Here is a 19,275-nt window from a genome sequence, read left to right on the forward strand (position 1 = left end):
ACGTTATAAATTTCATCACTCAGCTATAGCTAAGCGATGCTTGCTAATGTCTCACGCGCATAGACGCGGGTTTGCGCATCTAAGGCTAAAATATCTTCTATGCTGCCCATAGGACGTTTAGGCACAGTGACTAAACAAGCCTCATTCACTTTTGCAATTTGCGTAAAACCAATTTTCCCCTGCAAGAATGCTTCAACAGCTACCTCATTGGCAGCATTTAATACGGTTGTAGCCTCTTGGCCTTGGGCACACGCCTCCATAGCCAAAGCCAAACAGGGGAAACGTTCAAAATCAGGTTCATAAAAGCTTAACTGTCCGACTTTGAAAAAATCTAAAGGTTCAACGCCCGAATGAATTCTTTGCGGATAAGCCATGCAATGGGCAATCGGTGTGCGCATATCAGGGTTACCCATTTGGGCGATAACCGAACCATCACGGTACTGCACCATAGAGTGGATCACGCTTTGCGGATGAATAACCACCTTAAGTTGCTCAGCCTGAGTGTTAAACAACCACCGCGCCTCAATGAACTCTAAACCCTTATTCATCATAGTGGCGGAGTCGACAGATATTTTAGGTCCCATGGACCAATTAGGATGTTTACAGGCTTGGGCAGGCGTCATAGCCGCAAGTGTCGCAAGATCCGACCGCAGGAAAGGTCCGCCAGAACCGGTCAACAAAATATGGGATATACCCGACGCAGCTAAATCGCAACGGCCGAGGTTAGCCTGCACTTCTAGGGGTAAACATTGAAAGATAGCATTATGCTCACTGTCCACGGGCAAGAGCACAGCACCAGAGCGCTTAGTCGCCTCAATAAACAACTCACCCGACATGACTAAAGCTTCTTTATTGGCCAGTAATACTCGCTTTCCCGCCTTCACGGCTTCAAGGGTTGGTACTAGCCCTGCCGCCCCGACAATCGCAGCCATTACAGTATCCACTTCGGCAGCCGTCACTAAACCGAGTAAATCGTTCATGCCAGTAGTGACTTGGATATTGAGCGCAGCGGGTAAAACGGCGCGTAACTGTTTCGCAGCCTCTTCATCCACCATATGCGCGACTTTCGGTTTATGGACTACACACAAAGCCAGCATCTTATCAACGCTCGCATTAGCCACCAATCCATAGATGCTATAAGCCAATGGATTAGCCGAAATCACGCTTAAGGTACTAGCACCAATTGAACCGGTAGCACCCAAAATCACCATATTTTGCATAGCGTTACATCCAGAATGCAATGTAGATCAGGGTAAACACTGGCAAGGCTGCAGTCAGGCTGTCGATGCGGTCGAGCACGCCGCCGTGACCGGGCAAAATAGTGCCAGAATCTTTAATACAGGCCGCACGCTTAAACATACTCTCAGATAAATCGCCCAGCGCCGACACTAAAGCAACAAATAAGGTCACTGCCACAACTAAACCCAGTTCTTGCTCTGGCGAATAATACATAACACCTGCAACCACGAGCATAGTCGTCACTAAACCACCAAGTAGGCCTTCCAAGGTTTTAGCAGGGCTCACTGCAGGCATCAGTTTCGTTTTACCTATCGCTTTACCGACGAAGTAAGCACCAGAATCAGCGGCCCACACAATCAACATCACTAACAGTACTAATACTGGGCCGTAATAGGGTGAAGTTTGTGAGCTAATGGATTTGAGTGCGATAAGAGCAACAAAGCAAGGCACTAAGGTTAACTGTCCAAACATGGACTTAAACATAGGATTCTTTTGCCAGAACTTAGCGCTTTTAGGATAAGTTACCACTAATAATAGTGATGCTAACCACCAGAATGCACCAATATAGAGAATGGCCAAATAGATAGGATGTAACTGATGGCTTAACCAAACTGCATCGATTGGCACAATAAGATTAATTGCCACCAATAAGATACCAACTGTGAAGGTAAAGCTCCACTGAGTGACATCACACTGATTATCGATAATTCTTCCCCATTCCTTTGCTGCAATAAGGAAGACGGCAACTAAGGCCCAGGCGAAGTAGCTGGCAGGGAGCAAAAATATCGCCCCTAAAACTAATGGAACTAACCAAGTTGCTGTTATTATTCGTTGTTTTAGCAAAAAAAATCCCTCATGAGGTTTTACAATGCACGCATCTCATCAATCTGACTTCCAGTCAGACCAAAACGGCGCTGGCGACTTGCAAAAATGGCTATCGCTTCATGAAAAGCCTGTTCATCGAAATCAGGCCAAAGGGTGTCGGTAAACACCAATTCTGCATAGGCCGCCTGCCACAGCACAAAATTACTGATGCGACAGTCCCCGCCCGTGCGGATCATTAAATCAACTTCACTCTGATTTTGCATGCACAAATGTGCACTTAAGGCTTCTTCGGTGAACTGACTGCTGGTCATTTCGCCAGTTTCGACCTTTTCCGCTAATTTTTGTGCTGCTTGAAGTATGTCCCAACGGCCACCATAGTTAGCCGCAACATTCAGAACCAAGCCAGTATTGCGAGATGTCTTCTCTTGAGCAGCAGCAATTTGCTTCTGTAATCGCGCCGAAAAGCGGCTGATATCGCCAATAATGTTGAGCTTAACCTGATTCTTATCCAGCAATTTAATTTCGCGCTGTAATACAGTAAAAAACAACTCCATCAGCAAGCTGACTTCTTTATCGGGTCTACGCCAATTCTCGCTAGAAAATGCGAATAAGGTTAGCGATTCAATCCCTAATTGGCTTGCCGTGCTTACGGCTCTTCTAACGGCCTTAACACCAGCCTTATGTCCCATCACTCGTGGTTTACCTTGGGTTTGTGCCCAACGCCCATTGCCATCCATGATAATAGCAACATGCTTAGGTAACGACTGTTTCACGAGTTCGGGTAATTGTCCCGGCAAGGTCGTTTGAGTGTATAAATCACTCTCACTCGTCCTAGGGTGCGGATCAAGTTCCACTGTGGATGACATCTAATACAGCCCTTTAAAATAGACAAACGCCGTGTAGTATACCCCTACACGGCGCATCAACTCTAGCTTATCGAACTGAGATTAGACTTCCATCAACTCAATTTCTTTGGCTGCTAAAATCTCATCGACCTTTTTAATGTGAGCATCGGTGAACTTTTGCACTTCTTCTTCACTGCGACGCACATCATCTTCAGTACAAGCTTTAGCTTTTTCAAGCTTTTTCACTTCAGAAATCGCATCACGACGCACGTTACGGATAGCAATACGACCGTTTTCAGCTTCGTTACGCACCACTTTGATGAAGTCTTTACGACGTTCTTCAGTCAACGCGGGTAATGGAATACGTAATGTCGCGCCAGCTGACATAGGGTTCAGACCTAAATCAGAGCTCATAATAGCCTTTTCAACGGCTTGGATAGCACTACGGTCAAACACAGTCACAGACAGAGTGCGTGAATCTTCAACGCCCACGTTAGCCACTTGGTTTAGTGGCGTCATAGTGCCGTAGTAAGAGACTTGAATGGAATCCAGCAGGCTTGGGTGGGCACGACCGGTACGCACTTTTGCCATTTGGTTTTTAGTCGCGTCAACGCATTTACCCATACGCTCTTGCGCATCTTTCTTAATGTTCTCAATCACGTTAAATGTCCTTCTTGGTCATTAAATAACTTTTTTCGCTCTGATCAGCGTGCCTTCTTCTTCACCCATGATAACGCGGCGTAGAGCGCCAGGTTTATTCATGTTGAAGACTAAAATAGGCATGTCGTGATCACGCGCCATAGTAAAGGCGGCTAAGTCCATTACTTTTAATTCTTTTTCCAGAATTTCCGCATAAGTCACTTCATCATACTTAACGGCGTCTGGGTTCTTCATTGGATCTTCGGAGTATACACCGTCGACTTTAGTGCCTTTCAATACGACTTCAGCTTCGATTTCAATGCCGCGTAAACAGGCCGCAGAATCGGTCGTGCAGAAAGGATTACCTGTACCGGCAGCAAAAATAACCACTCGGCCAGATTTTAGCAAGCTGATCGCTTCAGCCCAATTGTAATCATCACACACACCCTTTAACGGGATAGCTGACATCAGACGAGCATTAACATAGGCACGGTGCAGGGCGTCTCGCATTGCCAAGCCGTTCATAACCGTTGCCAGCATACCCATGTGATCGCCCACCACACGGTTCATGCCTGCTTTTGCTAGGCCTTCACCGCGAAACAGATTACCACCACCAATAACCACACCCACCTGAATACCCAGCTCAACCAGCTCTTTCACTTCCTGAGCCATGCGATCTAATACTTTAGGGTCGATGCCGAAGCCTTCGTCGCCCATCAGTGCTTCGCCACTTAATTTAAGAAGAATGCGTCTAAATGCGGGTTTTGGATTGGTGCTCATAATTTTTATCCTGGTCATAACAAGACCGCAGCTATTGCCGCGGTCTTGGGGGTATTTAGCGTTGGCGATTAAGCCTTTTTAGAAGCAGCGATTTGAGCAGCAACTTCAGCCGCGAAATCTTCTTCTTTCTTCTCAATACCTTCACCCACTTCTAAACGAATGAAGTTAGTGACTTTGGCGCCTTTCTCTTTCAGAATTTCGCCAACAGTTTTCTTTGGTTCCATGATGTAAGCTTGACCAGTCAGAGAAATCTCACCGGTGAACTTCTTCATACGACCAAGAACCATCTTCTCAGCGATCTCTGCCGATTTGCCTTCGTTCATTGACATTTCGATTTGCAGAGCTTGTTCTCTTGCAACGATTTCTGCAGGAACATCTTCTGGGTTCACGTATTCAGGCTTAGAAGCAGCAACGTGCATTGCGATGTGCTTTAAGGTTTCTTCGTCAGCTTCACCGGCAACAACAACACCAATGCGCTCACCGTGACGGTATGAAGATAGGTTTGCACCATCGATGTACTCAACACGACGAATGTTGATGTTTTCACCGATTTTAGTTACCAATGCAACGCGTGCATCTTCGAACTGTGCTTTTAAATCTTCAAGAGTCACTTTAGATGCAGCAGCGGCATCTAATACTGCGTTCGCGAATGCTAAGAAGTTTGAATCTTTCGCAACGAAGTCAGTTTGACAGTTAACTTCTAATAGCGCAGCGAAACCTTCGCCATTCTTGATCAGAATTGTACCGTCAGCAGCGATGTTACCCGCTTTTTTAGCCGCTTTAGCAGCGCCAGACTTGCGCATGTTGTCAATTGCTAACTCCATGTCGCCGTTAGCTTCTGTCAGAGCGTTTTTACAATCCATCATGCCTGCGCCAGTACGGTCGCGCAGTTCTTTAACTTGGGCAGCAGTAATTGCCATTGTTAAATCCTCTATAAAAAATCGACTAATTTGCAGATATAAAACAGGGGCCGAATGGCCCCTGTTAACCAATCAAAAAATCTTGGTTAATAAGGGTGATGATAATCATCCCGCCTTATTATTATTCGGCTTCTACGAAACCGTCTTGCTCAGCTTGAACAGCCAAATCTTGACCACGGCCAGCTTTTGCAGCAGCAGCAACAGAAGAAGTGTACAGGCGGATAGCACGCATAGCGTCGTCGTTACCAGGAACGATGTAGTTAACACCATCTGGCGCAGAGTTAGTATCAACAACTGCAACAACAGGGATACCCAGGTTGTTAGCTTCTTTAATAGCGATATGCTCATGGTCAGCACCAATGACGAATAATACGTCTGGCAGGCCGCCCATGTTTTTAATACCACCTAAAGATTTTTCCAGCTTTTCAAGCTCACGAGTACGCATCAGCGCTTCTTTCTTGGTCAGCTTGTCGAAAGTACCGTCTACTGATTGGCTTTCCAGTTCTTTCAGACGTTTGATTGACTGACGAACGGTTTTCCAGTTAGTCAGCATACCGCCTAACCAGCGGTGATCAACATAGTACTGGTCACAAGACAGAGCAGCTTCTTTGATCGCTTCGCCAGCAGCACGTTTAGTACCAACGAATAATACTTTACCTTTCTTTGAAGCTACGTTGCTGATGAAAGCTAGCGCTTCATTGAACATTGGCACAGTATGCTCAAGGTTGATGATGTGAACACCGTTGCGAGCACCGAAAATGAATGGCTTCATTTTTGGGTTCCAGTAACGGGTTTGGTGACCGAAGTGGACACCGGCCTGAAGCATATCGCGCATTGAAACTGTAGTCATTTCTATTACCTTAAAATTTAGGGGGTTAGACCTCCACGTATCCCATGTCTTCGACCCCTTATATAACAACTGAGGGCACCCCGAAGAATGTGTCGACACGTGTGTGATTTAGTATTTAGACAAATAGCCATGTATAATGGCCGCCATCTTTAGTCTTGCAAGTATCAAAGCAGCGCAAAAGCTGGCTTGGACAATTCATCAAGACTTAAACATAACGGCGCGCTTTATACCATAAATAGCCCTAAAGCACAAATTTTTGCATTAGGTTGCGTGGCCAACAGACATTAAAGACACAAGAGAAAACGCAATGAGTATAGTCATCAAGACCGCTGAAGAAATTGAAAAAATGCGTGCTGCGGGCAAACTAGCCGCACAGGTATTAGAAATGATCGCGCCGCATGTTAAACCGGGCGTGACCACCAATGAGCTCAATGACCTCTGCGCCAAATATACCGAAGAGCAAGGTGCGATTTCGGCGCCGCTTAACTACCATGGTTTTCCCAAATCCATTTGTACTTCTGTAAACCATGTGATTTGCCACGGCATTCCAAACGACAACCCACCATTGAAAGAAGGCGATATCCTCAATATCGACATCACAGTGATTAAAGACGGTTATCACGGCGATACCTCGATGATGTTTTTACTCGGTGAAGTGAGCGCGAAGGACAAACGTCTGTGCCGCATCGCACAAGAAAGCCTGTATTTAGCTATTCGTAAGGTTCGTCCAGGTTTAAAACTGGGTGAAATCGGCAATACTATCGAAAAATTCATCAAAGCAAGTAAAACAGGCCTTGAGAAATATTCCATCGTGCAAGATTATTGTGGCCACGGTATTGGCTCGGGTTTCCATGAAGAACCTCAGGTTATGCATTACCGTAACGGCGATAACACAGTATTACGCCCAGGCATGTGTTTCACCATTGAACCTATGATCAATGCTGGTCGCCACACGACCATACTCGATCGCGATGATAAGTGGACGGTTACCACCTCCGATGGTAAAAATTCAGCCCAGTGGGAACATACCTTACTGGTGACTGAAAAAGGGGTTGAAGTACTTACCCTGCGTGAGGATGAGGATTTTCCACGTATCATCAATCACGAGCGATAGGCCACACTAACAAGCATAAAAACAAGGGACTCGATGAATATAGCTCTGCTCGCTAAACAATCATTAATCGAACAGAATCAGATTCTTTTGGCCAGTTTTAAGGCTAAAACCCCGATTGAAGAGCTCGTCACGCAGCGCTGTCAATTTGTCGATGCCCTTGTCAAGCAAGCTTGGGAACAGCACGGTCTAAGGGAATATGATATTGCCTTGATTGCCGTGGGCGGCTATGGCCGTGGGGAGCTGCATCCCCACTCAGATGTCGACTTGCTGTTCCTGTTTAATGATATCTTGTCACCCGCCGCCGAAGCGGCACTCAGTCAGTTTATTGCCTTTCTGTGGGATGCCAATCTGGAAATCGGCCACAGTGTCCGTACGTTAAACGACACGATTATCCTCGGCCGTGAAGAAATCACCATAGCCACCAATCTGTTAGAGGCACGATTACTTGAAGGACCCGAATTTTTATTCGATCAACTTTATGATGCGATTCGTCAGAGTGACTTTTGGACTTCAAGCGATTTTTTTATCGCAAAACGGGATGAGCAAAATGCCCGCCATGCCAGAGCCAGTGCCTTCGATTTAGAACCCAATATCAAGAGTTGTCCCGGTGGTCTTAGGGATATTCAAACCATTGCTTGGGTAGCCATGCGTCACTTTGGCGCCGCTCGCCTCGAAGAATTAGTCCAATACGACTTTTTAGAGCCTGGTGAACTAGAAGAGCTGCTCGAATGCCAGCACTTTTTGTGGAAAATACGCTTTGCCCTGCACATGGTGGTCGGTCGCGATGAAAATCGCTTACTCTTTGATGTACAACGCCAAGTTGCCGAACTTATGGGGTATGAAGACGCCACCCAGCTTGCTGTTGAGCAAATGATGAAACGTTACTATCGCACGGTACGCCGAGTGATGGAGCTAAACGAAATGTTGCTGCAGCTGTTTAAACGGGCAACACTGGGCCACACAAAAGCTTTAGAAATTCAATCGATAGATAAACACTACCAGCGCCGCGGCACTTTTATTGAAGCGCTAAGCGATGATCTGTTCGATAGCGGCGAAGAAATTGTGCGGCTATTTTTGTTGGTCGCTAAAAACTCCAACATCAAAGGCATTTACGCGCCAACACTGCGTTCACTGCGCCGTGCAAGACGCGCCCAGCCGCAAGCCTTGCAAGAAAACCCGCTTTGCCGCCAAGCCTTTATGGAAATTTTGCGCCATCCTCGCGGCATTGTTGCCTTGTCTTTAATGCACAAACACGGCGTGTTATCGGCCTATTTACCGGCATGGCGAAATATTGAAGGTCAGATGCAGTTTGACCTGTTCCACGCCTACACAGTCGATGAACATACCCACAGATTGCTGCTCAATATTGAGCGTTTTTCTCAAGCCGAACAAAAAGAAGAATTTCCCTTAGGCTCGATTCTCATCAACCAACTGCCTAAAAAAGGTTTACTCGTATTAGGCGCTATCTTCCACGATATCGCCAAAGGTCGCGGTGGCGATCACAGTAAACTGGGCAGCAGCGATGCCCTCGCCTTTTGTAAGCTGCATGGATTAAATGATCACGATGGCCGTCTAGTCGCTTGGCTGGTTGAAAATCATCTGGTGATGTCTGTCACCGCCCAGCGCCGTGATATTTCCGATCCCGATGTGGTGGCCGACTTTGCCAATAAAGTCCGCGATGCCGTGCATTTAAGCTATCTGTACTGCTTAACGGTCGCTGATATCTGCGCCACCAACGAAAAAACCTGGAACAACTGGAAAGGCTCACTGCTACGCGACTTGTACTTTTCGACCCAAAGAGTGCTCGCCCGCGGTAAAGAAAAACCCGTCGATATTCGTGCCAGAGTGCGTGAATACCAAGCCAAGGCGAAAAAAGAACTGCTGCGCCGCGGATTGAAAGAGAAAGATCTCGATGCCCTGTGGCAACGTTTTAAGGCCGATTACTTTTTACGCCACCAGCCAAATCAAGTCGCGTGGCACGCCGAAGCGATTTTAAAGCACAAACAACAGGATGAGCCCTTAGTCTTAGTGTCCAAACACACCACCCGTGGTGGTACTGAGCTATTTGTCTATTGCCAAGACAGACCTAAATTGTTCGCAACTGTGATGGCGGTACTCGACAATAAAAATATCAACGTCCATGATGCCAACATCATGACCTCAAAAGACAATTATGCCCTCGATACCTTTGTGATCTTAGAGCAGGATGGTGAGCCCGTTAGCCAGCTTTCACGCATCCAAAGTATCCGTAAGGCGCTTGAGAAAGCCCTGTCGAGCGACAGTCCAAAACTGCCGCGCTTTAGAAAACTATCGCGCAAGATGAAACCTTTTAATGTGCCGACACAAGTGAGTTTCCTCGAAAGCAGTCGTCATGGTACAAGTATGATGGAGCTTATCGCCTTAGATTCGCCAGGATTACTGGCAAAAGTCGGGGATATCTTTTACCGTTGCAACACAACATTACTCGCGGCCAAAATCACCACCATTGGTGAGCGAGCCGAAGACTTTTTTATGCTGCAGACTAATGATGGCTTGCAACTTAACGAAACCCAAGAGAATACCCTCAGGGATGCTTTAATCAGTGCCCTGAGTGCAAAGAATATCGAATCAGTTAATTAACGAGACCAGTGGGAGAAGTAAATGGAGGCTTTACGCCAACGTATTGAGGCGGCTTTTGAAGCGCGCGCCGACATCACACCAAGCACAGTTGACGCAGGTGTGCGCAGCGATGTGCAAAATGTCATCAATATGCTCGATAAAGGTGAAGTCCGTGTCGCCGAGAAAATCGACGGACAATGGCATGTGCACCAATGGCTGAAAAAGGCGGTATTACTGTCCTTCCGTATTTTCGATAACGTGGTTATCGATGGCGCCGAAACCAAATACTTCGACAAAGTGCCGTTAAAATTTGCCGAATATGATGAAGCCCGCTTTAAGGCGGAAGCCATTCGTGTAGTGCCTTCGGCAACAGTACGTAAAGGCTCATTTATCGGTAAAAATACCGTGTTGATGCCATCCTATGTGAACTTAGGCGCCTATGTTGATGAAGGCACTATGGTTGACACTTGGGCAACGGTTGGCTCATGTGCACAAATCGGTAAAAACGTGCATTTATCTGGCGGAGTGGGCATTGGTGGCGTACTTGAGCCATTGCAAGCGGGCCCAACTATCATCGAAGATAACTGCTTTATCGGTGCGCGTTCTGAGATTGTTGAAGGCGTTGTGGTTGAAGAAGGCTCAGTGATTTCTATGGGCGTGTATATCGGCCAAAGTACTCGAATTTATGATCGCGAAACCGGCGAAGTGCATTACGGTCGTGTGCCAGCAGGCTCTGTGGTTGTTTCTGGCAACTTACCATCAGCCTGTGGCAAGTACAGCCTCTATGCCGCTATTATCGTTAAGAAAGTCGATGCAAAAACCCGCAGTAAAGTGGGTATCAACGAATTACTGCGTATTGTTGATTAACAGTCACAGCATTTGTTCGATAACATGAGTTCCATAAAAAAGATGCCTAAGGGCATCTTTTTTATTGTCGGTAAAATTTAGCCTACGGTTGCGCTGTCATTATCAGGCTTAAAAATAAAGTGTTTAATAAGACACTTAAATCAAACGCTCTACTTCACGGAATGCATTTCTCGTCATTGCAATGGCCCGCCAGCCGATAATCCCCAATGGCTGCTGCGCTTTGTTCACCACCACAAGATATTCTGAGTCTAGTAAATTCAACTGCAGTAATGCATCTTCCGATGTGGCCACCTCACTGATAATAGGCACTGAATGCTCCATGATCTGATGGGCTTTTTTATGTAAAGATGCCCTATCCAGTTCACGCTCAGCCGCAGTGCCAAGTAATGGGCTAAACCAATGTTCCAGTAAGCGACTCGTGATCACCCCAAGTATCTTATGTTGCTCATCCAATACCACGGCCACCTTAGCATGGGCAGTCGTAAGTAAACGCTTAATATCAACTAACTCATGGTCGAGTGAAATCGTGACTAAAGGTTCAAGCGGCGCAGCGCCGATATGATCGCTAATACTCAACTCTCGATTAATCAAAATCGCTAAACAGGTTTCGACTATCTCAGGATCAAAAAGAGTCCCTTTGCCCGCACGCAATACTTCAGTCATTTTCTCCAGCCCTAACGATGGGCGATAAGGCCTGTGGGACAATATCGAATCGGCAACATCGGCGACGGCAATAATTTTTGCCTCATATAAAATCGCCTTATCCTTTAAGCCCGCGGGATAACCTGAGCCATCGAGCCGCTCATGATGCTGTAAAATCATCTCTTTAATGGGCCAAGGAAACTCCACATCCTCAATAATTTCAGCGCCATGGAGCGGATGGGTCTGTATTAATGCGTATTCTTCTTTTGAAAGTTTTGACGGTTTTGTCAAAATCTGTGATGGAATCGCTAACTTACCAATATCATGAACTAAGGCACCAATCTTCAGCCCTTCTAAACGCAGCGGGTCTAAACCTAATTTCTCACCAATCAAATAACTTAATTGCGCCACCGACTTTTGATGCCCTGCGGTATAGGCATCTTTCAGTTCTAATGCCTCAGAAATAGCACTAATAAGCTGGGTTAACGATTGAGATAATTGCTCTTTTTGCGCTTTAATGATTTTGGACTGCCTGGATACCGCGCGCAATGTGCGTGGTAGTTCAATGCTGTGCCATAAAATGCTGGCAAAAGTCAGTAATGATCTCGCATCATTACGACTATAAGGCTCGTTACGGTCAACCACACACAGCATGCCCACTAAGCGACTGCGAAATAAAATCGGTACCGCCAAGTAACGCCCTCCAAGTAGCAGTTTATCTAAGGGCAAATCCCCTAAGCGCCTTTGGGAATCGGTTTGATTTTGGATGATCGGCTTATAATCTCGCACACATTCGAGCCATACGCGGCTTTCAAGTTCTGACACTTGGGTATTATCTTCAACAAAATCGGCTTGATTCGCCTCTGCGTGGGGATACTCAGAACGCGCGGCGAGTGTGAGTGTTTTTAACTTTTCGTTATGCAACAGAATAAAGCCATATCGACTGCCAGTGAGTGACATCGCCTTAGAAACTGCGACTTTAAATACTTCTTCTTGGGAGGATTTAATCACATCTTCAATGTGTTGCAGCCAAGCATCGCTGGCTTGAATCGCTCGACGATAATCCGAGTGCAACTCCTTCATCTGCGGATCTTCAAAATTGATGTCGGATAGAATCAAGTACCATCCCATTTCAGGCAAAGAATGCAGCGCGAGATGCACACGTATGCCGCGATGATCTTGTAATTGAAAACCTATTTCTTGGCCGCGTCGCCTCACGATATCGGCGCATAGTTCAGCATTAAAAGCACTAAACAATTGGCTAATCGGTTGATTAATGATTTGCGCCGCAGAGCGTTTGCAACGGCTATAAAAGGCTTGGCTCATCCGTAGCACACAAAACTGCTCATCTAGCTGTGCCCAAGATAAATTCAAACTATCGGGCAAGTCTTTCATTCCAACGATAAGGCTTTGACGAGTTGACATCCAGCACTCCGACCTGTAATTCGAGCATGGGTAATACACTATACCGCTATGTTCACCCCAATGTGAGCACTATAAAATCTCCAATAAACATAATGATAGCTGATTTCATGACAGACACGGGTTAAAATAAACGCCGCTGAATGTCATGCCATTGCCACGACTCACCTACATCTTAGAAAACGATCGTTTTATTGCCGTACACGACCACTTGTTCGTTGAGCACTAATTGCAGCGCTTTACTCAATACACTCTTTTCAACATCGCGCCCAGCTCGCGCCATTTCTAAGGCACTATAACTGTGGTCGACGGGAATCACGTCTTGCTTGATGATCGGCCCTTCATCGAGGCAATTATTCACAAAATGCGCCGTCGCACCGATAATTTTCACCCCGCGCTCCCAGGCTTGGCGATAGGGTGCGGCGCCGATAAAAGCAGGTAAAAAAGAATGATGAATGTTGATGATACGATTAGGATATTGCGCCACAAAATCTGGAGTTAGCACCCGCATATACTTAGCCAACACCAGATAATCTGGCTCATATTGTGATACTGCGGCCAACAGTGCTTGCTCGTGTTGAATTCGGTCTAAGCCTTCGTGACTCACCAGATGAAAAGGGATGTTAAACTTCTCTGCCAATTCACGTAGTGCATCATGGTTACCCACCACAGCGGCAATCTCGACACTTAAACCACCATAATAAGCTTTCATTAACAAATCGCCTAAACAGTGCGCTTCCTTTGTAACTAACACCACAATGCGTTTTTTACCCGCGCTAACTAACGTCATATGATTTTGCGTAGGCAGTACGTCACGCAGATCCTGCAATAACAGTTCGCTGTTAAAAATGCCCTCTAATTCAGTTCGCATAAAGAAACGCCCTTGGGCATTATCCACAAACTCACTGTTTTTGATGATATTCAGTTTATGAGTAAAACAAACACTGGTGATTTTAGCGATGAGGCCTTGGGCATCAGCGCAATCCGTCAGTAAGATTTTACGTTCTATGGATGGCGAAGTATTACCGCGAGTTTCAGTCATTTGTTGCAAAGTTGGCTCTCCTATATTGTCTCTACATCGAGTTTGCCATAGCAAATCATGCTGAACAGTATGAAAACCCTATAATGCGAAAATAAAAATGATATTTCAGAGGCTTGAATCAATAAAATGTAAAAATTAAGCAGTTAATTTTGTAAAAACACAATCCTAGCGCCGAGTATCTAAGTAACGCTGCAATACTTTACGCAGGGTTTCGGCCTTAGTGCCATAAACCACCTGCACACCTTTGCCCATAACGATCACGCCCTTAGCGCCCAACTGACTCAAACGCACCTTATTGACTAACTCGGGCTTGTGTACGCTCAAGCGTAACCGTGTCAAACAAGCATTAAGTTCAACGATATTTTCACGCCCGCCGAGCGCCGCAATAATCGCCCGTAAACTTTCTTTGGGTCCTTTACTGTCGTTATGCTCAAGCCTACCGGGAGTTTTCAAATTAAAGGCTAAAATACTCAGTCTAAACAACAGGTAATATATTATGGCGGTTAAAGGCCCAAGGAAAATAAACCAGCTGGCATTACGGGACAATGGAAATAGCAGCGTAAAGTCCACCAGCCCTTGGGAGAATACTATGCTGTGGTGAATATCCAGCATAATACAGACAAAATAAGCGAGCCCAGTGAGTAAGGCGTGAATAATAAATAGAATCGGCGCCACAAACATAAAAGCAAATTCGATAGGTTCAGTCACCCCAGTTAACCAACTGGCCGCCCCCGCCGAGAGCATAATGCCCGCCACGCGATTCCGCTCAGAGGGGTCAGCGCAGCGCCACATTGCCAGTGCAGCAGCCGGTAATCCCCACATTTTAATCAGATAACCACCGGCAAGGTTTCCAGCCTGCGGATCGCCCGCTAAATAGCGCGCCACCTCACCACGAACGACTTCATACCCCAATAACTGGTATTGGCCCACCTCTAAGTAAAAAGGCGCATTCCAAATATGATGTAAGCCAAGGGGAATAAGTAACCGCTCTAATGCGCCATACACGCCAAAGGCGATGGCCGGTTTTTGATAAACCGCCCAGTCGGATACGCGCTCAATCAATAAAGCTAAGGGTGGCCACACATGGGCGAGTACATAACCTAGGCTCATCGCTAGGGGAATAATAAGTAAAGATGCACTGCGACGTCCCTCGAAGAAAGAGAAAATCGCAGGCAAGCGAATATATTGACTCCAACGGACTGCGAGGCAAGTAATACCACCGAGCATCATGCCACCTGCAATTCCAGTATCTAAGGTATCCATTCCTAATAAAGGTTGGGTTGGAAGTCGATACAAATCAGCCAGTGCGGCTAACGTTGCCGTCATCACCCCATAACCAAACACTGCCGAAAAGGCGGCAATGCCTTGATCGCGACAAAAACCAATAGCGACAGCCACGGCAAATAACATCGGCATAATGGCGAAAATGAGTTTGCCCACCGCCAGCATCAGCACTGTCAGCTCTTCGGGCATAAAAGGAATTGGACTAACGGTTAAGCCGAGCATAACCCCAGCGGCGGGTAAAATGGCAATAGGAATAAGCAGCGCTTGGCTTAAGCGCTGGGCAAATTTAAACCACTGTAGATTGACGAAACTACCTAAGCGACGAGCTCGGTTTTGACGACTTGATTCCAGCGTTCTAGCCATTTTATCGCTTCAACCTCAGGTTCCATGGTTTCACAGGCATCAATTTCGAGTAATTCCACCAGCGGCTTAGCGCCAAGTTCACTCAAGAGTGCATCTACAGACTTACCTGCACCGCAGAAAGTCTCATAACTTGAATCACCTAGAGCTATCACACTGTATCTAAGCTCAGGTAAGTAGGGAGCTAAATGTTTAAGATTATGGTACCAAGACTGAATATCATCGGGTAAATCCCCTTGTCCGGTCGTCGAAGTCACCACCACTAACAATTCATCCTGAGGAGGAATAAAGCTTGCTACCTCATTAGGTTGCCACAATGTGACATCGTAACCTAAAACTTGCATTTCTTTCTCTAGGGTTTCAGCGGCAAATTGTGCACTACCATATACAGTGCCAAACACCAGATTCACCTTTTTCATGATACACTCCACATCGCGTTGCAAACCTTATTAGGCTGACCTTACTTTATTGTTCAGCGTATGAGCAAGCTAAGGCGCAAATTTTTTATAAATCAAGCCATTGAGCGTGAGAAAATATCTAATGCGACAGTCCACCCGCCAAAAACACCTCAAGCAGCACCACAAAACAACCCATATTCGACGTAAAAACTACTTCCACTCCGCCCAGCAAAATCTCATATCGCCACTTGCACTCACGTCTGGATTCTCAACCTTAGCTGTCATGATGCAAGAGCTGCGGCCACAAACAGCACAAACGCCACAACTCCTCGATTAAGCAATCCACCTCGTTTTTAATTCGATGACTTTAGTTTCAATAACAAAGCAAAGTGAATGCACTTAATTTTATTCACGCGGCTAAGTTGATATCACCATATCAAGCATTGGCCGCTTGCTGTTCACGCCTCTTGGGCGATGAATAACTCAGCTTGCTGACTCAAGGTCGCCTCATCCCAACCTAGCTCGGCAAACACAGTTTCCCACTCGGACTCAAGCTCGGTTTCTATGCTGAGCCGAGTTTGAGTTATTGGGTGTGTAAAGGTGAGTTTTTTCGCGATAAGCCACAGGCGATTAATACCGAAATGCTCACGAAAAAACGTATTTTGCTTACCGTCGCCATGGGTGGTATCACCGACGATGGGGTGGCGTAAATGTGCCATATGCCTTCTAAGCTGATGCTTACGCCCCGTTTTAGGACTCAAGCGTACCAGTGCGAATCGGCTAGTGGGATATCGGCCTGACTGATACGGAATTTCAGTATTGAGTAACGGCTCATACGCCGTCACAGCCTCCTGCGCCGCTTTATTAGGATCGGCATTCTTATCGCCTAATTCATCCAACTCAACCTTAAGCGCATAATCTAAAATACCGCTCTCATGCATATTACCGCGCACTAAAGCCAAATATTGTTTTTCAATCGTATGGGAGGCAAATTGCTCACACAGAGCATTGGCCACTTCACTACTCTTGGCAAACAAGAGCACGCCGGATGTCGGCCTGTCGAGACGATGTACAGGAAACACATGACAGCCCACTAAATCACGGGTCAGCTGCATGGCAAAAAATCGCTCCCGACGCGCTAAATAACTGCGGTGGACCAATAAGCCTGCGGATTTATGAATTGCCACTAAATGCTCATCTTCATAAAGAATTTCAATCTCAGGCGCCTGCTCTTCTGAATCATCCTCTTGGGATACATTCACTGCATTTTCAGGCGTTTCAAGCCAGATATCATCTTGATTCATTTAACAACATATCCAATTCATTTAATAGGCTAATTAAAGTTTGGCGCGGGGGCATATCCAGCCAAACATGTTCAGCCATAGGGGCAATCGCAATTTGAGTCGGCAATGGCGCCCCCGTTTCGATTAAAGTCTGCATTCTAGGCAGCAAAATAAACTGCAGCCACTGCTCAAGGGGCATAAGATCACAGGCAAAAGGTGCTGTGCTTGCCATTGCAGCGGGAGAAGGCGCTTGCTCAGACCACAACTCGGCCGCTTGCAGCGCGTGGGTAATCTGAGCCAATTTAGCTTGGGTTTGACTGTATAACATAGCTTTCAGATCCATTCTCATGTTAGCCATTGTGATTCAAGAACTCCCCACAATTCACTGGCCGAATAGGTCGATTAAAGTGCCGCAATCATACCATCCAGACGCACTTCCCCCTATAATGGCGCCAATTTATTGAGCCTCTTTGATTGATATGGCAGCCAAATGACTGAAATTACAACTTTAAGCCAGTTTTTAACCACAGCCAAAACCCAGTTCCAAGTGTATGATCTTGGCCGTAGGGTGCAACATATTGATATGCTCGCGTTTCACCAAATCGAATCTCTGTCAGCCCCTTATCCTTATCCCATTCAAGGGCATGCACAATTTGCTATTGTCTTTTGGGATGCTAGCCAGCAGCACTTTATTTGGTTTCTAAAACTGGCGTTAGATGAGCAAGGATTACTGTCGCCCGCACCGCGCTCACAATTTATCGAAATGATATTAGCGGCATTAGGGCAAGATCCCACTCAGCCACTTAGTGATGAGCAGCAAGAACGACTCGCAAATAATCCGTTTAACTTCAAGCCAAGCCAGGAAAAACTGGCCGTATTTAACGCACTCGTTCGTAAACAACTTGGCCAACGCGCTTCATCACAATACGAGTTTGCCGTGCAATATCTGTCAGGCCAAGTAGCCCCATCACAGTGGCAACATATTGGAATGCAAGGCATAGCCGATGTGTGTGTACGCACAAAAGAATTTGATCATGAGCAGCACTTGGTATCGAGTTTTGATACAGCCGCCATCGAAGTGCAAATCGCCCTATGTCAATGTCTTGAACACTTACTGCTTAGCGACACACTCGCCGATAAGATTCTCGCGAAACTTCAAGACGCAGCGCCAGAGCACCAAGCCTATTTCCTTCGCGCTTTGGCTTCTAGCGCCAAACACAGCCAAAAAGCGTTTGCGCATCTACACGGCCAATCCTCTTTAGATACCAATGCCCTCATCAGCATTGCCGGACGTAACTGGTCGGTATTAAAACAAGATTCAAGTCGCAGTCTTTACTTAGAAGCTCTGGCACTGCAGCCCCAAGCCTTTTTTAATCAGGTCTTTGCTGATATTGTGGCAATTCCTAGTTTGCGCAATCAACTACTAGGCGAATTAAGAAATCCCAATCGAAGTGTTCAACTATCACAAGCCATAGGTGGTTTGTTTAAGGCAGCTAGCAAATGATGTCAGATTTACTGTTAATTATTGGCCTCGTCGTGATTGCCGCATTCTTTTGGCAACTACGCCAAATGGCAGAGTTGAGCCGTATTTTTGCCGAAAAAGAATGTTGGCGACAAAAAGTGCAACTATTAGCCATAGCAATGGAAACCGCCCGCCCTAGCATTGGCGGCACCACGGGGATTTGTTGGAAAGCGAAATATTTATTTGAATTCAGCACCGACGGCATTAACCAGTACAGTGGCCATATTTGGATGCAAGGCAAGAAAATTCAAAAAATCGAATGGCCTATCTTCCCGGAGCCCGAATGGCAAGAGGCGCCGACAGCGCAGGGGAAATTTGGCGGTTGTGGTACGCAAAGCGGCTGTAGCTCAGGCAAGTGTCATTAAGTATTATCGACTATGATGCCCAAATAAGCTGTTCGCCAGAATTGAGAATAATCAGTTATTCTCTGGTGCTGCAAAATAACTCACTGTAAAAGTTATAAAAGAAAGGGCGCGGCCCTAAAGCCACGCCCTCCTATTCTCTGTTAAGCTATCCCGCTATTTTTGTGCTCCCTGCACCATCCATGCGTCAATCTGCGTCCTGCTTCATCCCTGCTCAATCCTTGAGGTCCTTGTACTCATGTACTTCCCTATCTCTTGGTCATCCAGTCCCAAGCTTGCTCTT

At 46.3% G+C, this 19,275-nt stretch carries 19 protein-coding genes; 6 read left to right on the forward strand and 13 right to left on the reverse strand.

The features are described from left to right. Positions 1-29 precede the first annotated feature (29 nt). The 7 genes from ispC to rpsB all read right to left on the reverse strand — a co-directional run bounded on the left by ispC (position 30) and on the right by rpsB (position 6,098). Entirely contained in the window at positions 30-1,220 is a 1,191-nt protein-coding gene (ispC, locus tag L5M37_RS03035) for a 1-deoxy-D-xylulose-5-phosphate reductoisomerase (protein WP_263199347.1), read from the reverse strand. A 4-nt stretch (positions 1,221-1,224) separates the two neighbouring features. Beyond that, complete coding sequence (locus tag L5M37_RS03040) at positions 1,225-2,082, reverse strand: phosphatidate cytidylyltransferase (protein ID WP_131523803.1); 858 nt, start codon at positions 2,080-2,082, stop codon at positions 1,225-1,227. Between the two features lie 20 nt (positions 2,083-2,102). Beyond that, positions 2,103-2,930 carry an isoprenyl transferase gene (locus tag L5M37_RS03045; RefSeq protein WP_028760605.1) on the reverse strand — a complete coding sequence of 276 codons (828 nt, stop codon included), beginning with the start codon at positions 2,928-2,930 and terminating at the stop codon, positions 2,103-2,105. A gap of 81 nt (positions 2,931-3,011) precedes the next feature. Then, complete coding sequence (gene frr, locus L5M37_RS03050; protein WP_012088724.1) at positions 3,012-3,569, reverse strand: ribosome recycling factor; 558 nt, start codon at positions 3,567-3,569, stop codon at positions 3,012-3,014. Positions 3,570-3,590: 21 nt separating this feature from the next. After that, on the reverse strand, positions 3,591-4,328 hold the full coding sequence (pyrH, locus tag L5M37_RS03055) for a UMP kinase (protein ID WP_006080981.1): 738 nt from the start codon (positions 4,326-4,328) through the stop codon (positions 3,591-3,593). Positions 4,329-4,396: 68 nt separating this feature from the next. Beyond that, positions 4,397-5,248, reverse strand: a complete 852-nt coding sequence (gene tsf, locus L5M37_RS03060) for a translation elongation factor Ts (RefSeq protein ID WP_028760606.1) — start codon at positions 5,246-5,248, stop codon at positions 4,397-4,399. 121 nt (positions 5,249-5,369) lie between these two features. Then, complete coding sequence (gene rpsB, locus L5M37_RS03065) at positions 5,370-6,098, reverse strand: 30S ribosomal protein S2 (RefSeq protein WP_028760607.1); 729 nt, start codon at positions 6,096-6,098, stop codon at positions 5,370-5,372. Positions 6,099-6,381: 283 nt separating this feature from the next. On the opposite strand from rpsB, the gene map reads away from it, so the two are divergent. From map to dapD, 3 genes are read left to right on the forward strand one after another with little or no spacing between them, the layout of a single operon-like run. Continuing rightward, the gene (gene map / locus L5M37_RS03070; RefSeq protein ID WP_263199407.1) at positions 6,382-7,212 is read left to right on the forward strand and encodes a type I methionyl aminopeptidase; all 831 of its coding nucleotides are present in this window, start codon (positions 6,382-6,384) and stop codon (positions 7,210-7,212) included. Between the two features lie 33 nt (positions 7,213-7,245). Continuing rightward, a complete protein-coding gene (glnD, locus tag L5M37_RS03075; protein WP_173245849.1) occupies positions 7,246-9,831 on the forward strand; it encodes a bifunctional uridylyltransferase/uridylyl-removing protein GlnD in 2,586 nt (861 codons plus the stop codon). Between the two features lie 21 nt (positions 9,832-9,852). Further along, positions 9,853-10,677, forward strand: coding sequence for a 2,3,4,5-tetrahydropyridine-2,6-dicarboxylate N-succinyltransferase (gene dapD, locus L5M37_RS03080; RefSeq protein WP_028760609.1), 825 nt, complete (start codon positions 9,853-9,855; stop codon positions 10,675-10,677). 135 nt (positions 10,678-10,812) lie between these two features. Here dapD and L5M37_RS03085 read toward each other — a convergent pair whose 3' ends face one another. From L5M37_RS03085 to L5M37_RS03100, 4 genes are all read right to left on the reverse strand, one after another. Next, positions 10,813-12,744, reverse strand: a complete 1,932-nt coding sequence (locus tag L5M37_RS03085) for an HD domain-containing phosphohydrolase (protein ID WP_168823188.1) — start codon at positions 12,742-12,744, stop codon at positions 10,813-10,815. A gap of 172 nt (positions 12,745-12,916) precedes the next feature. Continuing rightward, positions 12,917-13,783, reverse strand: a complete 867-nt coding sequence (gene purU / locus L5M37_RS03090; protein ID WP_173497916.1) for a formyltetrahydrofolate deformylase — start codon at positions 13,781-13,783, stop codon at positions 12,917-12,919. A gap of 165 nt (positions 13,784-13,948) precedes the next feature. Beyond that, complete coding sequence (locus L5M37_RS03095) at positions 13,949-15,430, reverse strand: PTS transporter subunit EIIC (RefSeq protein ID WP_173497100.1); 1,482 nt, start codon at positions 15,428-15,430, stop codon at positions 13,949-13,951. Further along, entirely contained in the window at positions 15,382-15,846 is a 465-nt protein-coding gene (locus L5M37_RS03100; protein WP_113938961.1) for a flavodoxin, read from the reverse strand. The genes L5M37_RS03095 and L5M37_RS03100 overlap by 49 nt, the downstream gene beginning before the upstream one ends. 121 nt (positions 15,847-15,967) lie before the next feature. Between L5M37_RS03100 and L5M37_RS03105 the strand changes: the two genes are divergently transcribed. After that, entirely contained in the window at positions 15,968-16,162 is a 195-nt protein-coding gene (locus tag L5M37_RS03105; protein WP_105249725.1) for a hypothetical protein, read from the forward strand. Between the two features lie 121 nt (positions 16,163-16,283). On the opposite strand, the gene truC is transcribed toward L5M37_RS03105, so the two are convergent. Further along, positions 16,284-17,129 carry a tRNA pseudouridine(65) synthase TruC gene (truC, locus tag L5M37_RS03110; RefSeq protein WP_263199349.1) on the reverse strand — a complete coding sequence of 282 codons (846 nt, stop codon included), beginning with the start codon at positions 17,127-17,129 and terminating at the stop codon, positions 16,284-16,286. Beyond that, positions 17,116-17,436, reverse strand: coding sequence for a YqcC family protein (locus L5M37_RS03115; protein ID WP_263180967.1), 321 nt, complete (start codon positions 17,434-17,436; stop codon positions 17,116-17,118). Before L5M37_RS03115 ends, truC begins: the two co-directional genes overlap by 14 nt. A 162-nt stretch (positions 17,437-17,598) precedes the next feature. Between L5M37_RS03115 and L5M37_RS03120 the strand changes: the two genes are divergently transcribed. Together L5M37_RS03120 and L5M37_RS03125 are read left to right on the forward strand one after the other, a co-directional pair. Then, entirely contained in the window at positions 17,599-18,612 is a 1,014-nt protein-coding gene (locus tag L5M37_RS03120; RefSeq protein ID WP_263199351.1) for a DUF3549 family protein, read from the forward strand. Then, positions 18,609-18,995 (forward strand): DUF3301 domain-containing protein, encoded by a 387-nt coding sequence (locus L5M37_RS03125; RefSeq protein ID WP_006080967.1) that lies wholly within the window; start codon positions 18,609-18,611, stop codon positions 18,993-18,995. The genes L5M37_RS03120 and L5M37_RS03125 overlap by 4 nt, the downstream gene beginning before the upstream one ends. The last annotated feature ends 280 nt before the right edge of the window (positions 18,996-19,275 follow it).

Source organism: Shewanella sp. SM69 (assembly GCF_025653985.1).
Lineage (GTDB): Bacteria > Pseudomonadota > Gammaproteobacteria > Enterobacterales > Shewanellaceae > Shewanella > Shewanella oncorhynchi.

Excerpts from the sequence above, each read along its gene's own strand:
- tsf (WP_028760606.1), bottom strand. The coding sequence starts at position 5,248 with ATGGCAATTACTGCTGCCCAAGTTAAAGAACTGCGCGACCGTACTGGC.
- L5M37_RS03125 (WP_006080967.1), top strand. The coding sequence starts at position 18,609 with ATGATGTCAGATTTACTGTTAATTATTGGCCTCGTCGTGATTGCCGCA.
- ispC (WP_263199347.1), bottom strand. The coding sequence starts at position 1,220 with ATGCAAAATATGGTGATTTTGGGTGCTACCGGTTCAATTGGTGCTAGT.
- truC (WP_263199349.1), bottom strand. The coding sequence starts at position 17,129 with ATGAATCAAGATGATATCTGGCTTGAAACGCCTGAAAATGCAGTGAAT.
- L5M37_RS03115 (WP_263180967.1), bottom strand. The coding sequence starts at position 17,436 with ATGTTATACAGTCAAACCCAAGCTAAATTGGCTCAGATTACCCACGCG.
- L5M37_RS03100 (WP_113938961.1), bottom strand. The coding sequence starts at position 15,846 with ATGAAAAAGGTGAATCTGGTGTTTGGCACTGTATATGGTAGTGCACAA.
- L5M37_RS03095 (WP_173497100.1), bottom strand. The coding sequence starts at position 15,430 with ATGGCTAGAACGCTGGAATCAAGTCGTCAAAACCGAGCTCGTCGCTTA.
- glnD (WP_173245849.1), top strand. The coding sequence starts at position 7,246 with ATGAATATAGCTCTGCTCGCTAAACAATCATTAATCGAACAGAATCAG.
- L5M37_RS03105 (WP_105249725.1), top strand. The coding sequence starts at position 15,968 with ATGCGACAGTCCACCCGCCAAAAACACCTCAAGCAGCACCACAAAACA.
- L5M37_RS03085 (WP_168823188.1), bottom strand. The coding sequence starts at position 12,744 with ATGTCAACTCGTCAAAGCCTTATCGTTGGAATGAAAGACTTGCCCGAT.
- dapD (WP_028760609.1), top strand. The coding sequence starts at position 9,853 with ATGGAGGCTTTACGCCAACGTATTGAGGCGGCTTTTGAAGCGCGCGCC.
- L5M37_RS03045 (WP_028760605.1), bottom strand. The coding sequence starts at position 2,930 with ATGTCATCCACAGTGGAACTTGATCCGCACCCTAGGACGAGTGAGAGT.
- L5M37_RS03120 (WP_263199351.1), top strand. The coding sequence starts at position 17,599 with ATGACTGAAATTACAACTTTAAGCCAGTTTTTAACCACAGCCAAAACC.
- pyrH (WP_006080981.1), bottom strand. The coding sequence starts at position 4,328 with ATGAGCACCAATCCAAAACCCGCATTTAGACGCATTCTTCTTAAATTA.
- purU (WP_173497916.1), bottom strand. The coding sequence starts at position 13,783 with ATGACTGAAACTCGCGGTAATACTTCGCCATCCATAGAACGTAAAATC.
- rpsB (WP_028760607.1), bottom strand. The coding sequence starts at position 6,098 with ATGACTACAGTTTCAATGCGCGATATGCTTCAGGCCGGTGTCCACTTC.